This window comes from Moorena sp. SIO4E2 (genome assembly GCF_010671945.1).
Taxonomy (GTDB): domain Bacteria; phylum Cyanobacteriota; class Cyanobacteriia; order Cyanobacteriales; family Coleofasciculaceae; genus Moorena; species Moorena producens.
On record NZ_JAAHIE010001401.1, the window covers coordinates 1 to 1,090 of the forward strand.

The 1,090-nt window shown below is 45.1% G+C and carries 2 protein-coding genes and 2 pseudogenes; 3 read left to right on the forward strand and 1 reads right to left on the reverse strand.

The annotated features are described in order from the left end of the window. Nucleotides 1-203 (forward strand): annotated as a pseudogene (locus tag F6K37_RS43995) (biotin synthase BioB); the annotation flags it as partial. Nucleotides 204-240: 37 nt separating this feature from the next. Next, nucleotides 241-825 (forward strand): biotin transporter BioY, encoded by a 585-nt coding sequence (locus F6K37_RS44000; protein WP_008179727.1) that lies wholly within the window; start codon nucleotides 241-243, stop codon nucleotides 823-825. 31 nt (nucleotides 826-856) lie between these two features. Here F6K37_RS44000 and F6K37_RS44005 read toward each other — a convergent pair whose 3' ends face one another. Further along, nucleotides 857-985 carry a hypothetical protein gene (locus F6K37_RS44005; protein WP_287257428.1) on the reverse strand — a complete coding sequence of 43 codons (129 nt, stop codon included), beginning with the start codon at nucleotides 983-985 and terminating at the stop codon, nucleotides 857-859. A gap of 12 nt (nucleotides 986-997) precedes the next feature. Here F6K37_RS44005 and F6K37_RS44010 point away from each other — a divergent pair. Further along, nucleotides 998-1,090 (forward strand): annotated as a pseudogene (locus tag F6K37_RS44010) (signal peptidase II); the annotation flags it as partial.

Sequence of the window (1,090 nt, forward strand, 5' to 3'; positions counted from 1 at the left end):
AGCAAATCCTGCGCTATGCTGGTGGGCGAGAAGCCGTGATGGGTGAATTGCAGGCAAAAGGGCTAAAATCCGGAATCAATGCTATGCTGATTGGACACTACCTCACCACTCTGGGACAGCCACCAGAGCAAGACCACGCTATGCTGGACTCTTTGGGTCTAACCGGTGGTGAAGCTCCGATTCCCGGAGAATATAACTCTTAGAATAAATAGCCAGAATAAATAGATTATCGATGTAACTGTGTCTGCTCCCAATGAGATTTTGTGGGCCATAATTGGTTTGCTGCTGACAATCGGCGGCACGTTTCTAGAAGCCTTCTTTGTCTCCAATCCACCCTGGGATTGGTCAACTCAAGGTGTTCAAACTATATCCTTAGGGGTTACCTATCAGATTGGAGCAGTCCTACTAGCTGCTTGTTTAGGAGGCAGAAATGCTGGTGCTCTTTCTCAAATTGCCTATGTTGTGATCGGGTTGAACCTGCCAGTCTTTACTCAAGGTGGAGGTATTGGCTATATCAAGGAACCCAGCTTTGGATACATACTAGGCTTTATTGCCGGAGCCTGGGTGTGTGGTTTTTTAGCCTTTCGCGTACAACCACGAGTCGAAACATTGGCATTTAGCTGCCTATGTGGTTTACTAACCATCCATGCCTATGGTGTCGGCTATTTGATGATTTTCCACGGCATCAATTGGTCAGTGCTTGGGGCTGAGCCTCTCATGGAAGCCATCATGAAATATACCATTTCACCTTTACCGAGTCAGCTAGTGGTAATTTGTTCTGTCACCGTTGTGGCATTTGCTCTACGGCAGTTGATGTTTTATTGATAGTCATTGGTCAAAATAAATTTGTTAATTGCTAAGGTTTAATTAACAAAAGACTAATCACTAGATGTGTAAAACGGCTTTGACACTCCCGACTCCCGACTCCCGACTCCCGACTCCCGACTCCTAGTAAGTCCCTCACCCAATCAATAAATGCTATCATGACTAATGACTAATGAAAAAAAACCGCCTGTGTTGGTTTGCTGCTGCTATTGGTCTGATTCTGGATCAGCTGACTAAATATTGGGTGGTGCAGAATTTTGAATTG

What these genes read in the sequence shown, in the direction of transcription:
- F6K37_RS44005 (WP_287257428.1), bottom strand. Translation starts at nt 985, where the DNA reads ATGATAGCATTTATTGATTGGGTGAGGGACTTACTAGGAGTCGGGAGT.